At 67.1% G+C, this 1,008-nt stretch carries 1 protein-coding gene; it reads left to right on the plus strand.

Annotation, left to right across the window (positions count from 1 at the left end; genetic code table 11):
• Positions 1-57 precede the first annotated feature (57 nt).
• Positions 58-989 (plus strand): IS5 family transposase gene (locus ABZ312_RS45160; protein WP_500337458.1). Its coding sequence is split into 2 segments (ribosomal slippage): positions 58-471 and positions 474-989, totalling 930 coding nucleotides; the frame shifts between segments, so codons are not numbered across the junction.
• Positions 990-1,008 lie beyond the last annotated feature (19 nt).

Genomic DNA, 1,008 nt, shown 5'->3' on the forward strand with positions numbered 1-1,008 from the left:
CTAGGACTTGTCCGCCCGATCATGTGACTACTCGCCGTCCAGGTCGTTGATGTGGACATGGGGCGGGGTGATCTGACAGACGCAGAGTGGGAACGGCTGCGGCCGTTCCTGCCGGTCAGTAACCGGCGTTGTGGCCGGTGGCGGGATCACCGGCAGGTCATCGACGGGATTCTGCACCGGGTGCGGACTGGTGTGCAGTGGCGTGACCTGCCGGAACGGTTCGGGCCGTGGAAAACGGTCTATGAACGGCACCGGCTGTGGTCTGCGGACGGGACGTGGGAACGTCTGCTGCAGCAGGTCCAGGCCGCCGCGGATGACGCGGGTGAGATCGACTGGGACATCTCGGTGGACTCCACCATCGTTCGCGCTCATCAGCACGCCGCCGGCGCCCGCACCGATCCGCCGCCGATCCCGGCATCAAAGGGGGCCGAGCAGGCAGAACACCAGGGCGAAACAGCGTGGCAGAGTCTGCACGCCCGCCTGGTGGAGGTGGTGCAGGAAGTGAGGGCCTGGGCCGCTCGCGGGGCGGGTTCACCAGCAAACTCCACCTGAGCGCCGACGGCCGATGCCGCCCGCTGTCCCTCATCGTCACACCAGGCCAGCGGGCGGACTGCACCCAGTTCACGAAGGTGCTGGACAAGATCCGCATTCCCAAGCTCGGCCCGGGCAGGCCCCGCAAGAAACCCGACAGCCTTGCCGCGGACAAGGCCTACAGCAACGGACCCATCCGCAAGTACCTGCGACGCCGGGGAATCCGGCACACCATCCCGGAGAAGGCTGACACCCAGGCCGCCCGCCTGCGCAAAGGCTCACGCGGCGGACGGCCACCCGCCTTCGACGAAGAGCGCTACAAGAAGCGCAACACCATCGAACGAGCCATCAACCGACTCAAGCAGCACCGGGCCGTGGCCACCAGATACGACAAGCGCGGCTACGTCTACCTCGGCACCGCCACCGCAGCAGCACTCGCCATCTGGCTCCGCACATGATCGCCCGGACAAGTCCTAG

The sequence above is a fragment of the Streptomyces sp. NPDC006207 genome, from assembly GCF_040613835.1.
Lineage (GTDB): Bacteria > Actinomycetota > Actinomycetes > Streptomycetales > Streptomycetaceae > Actinacidiphila.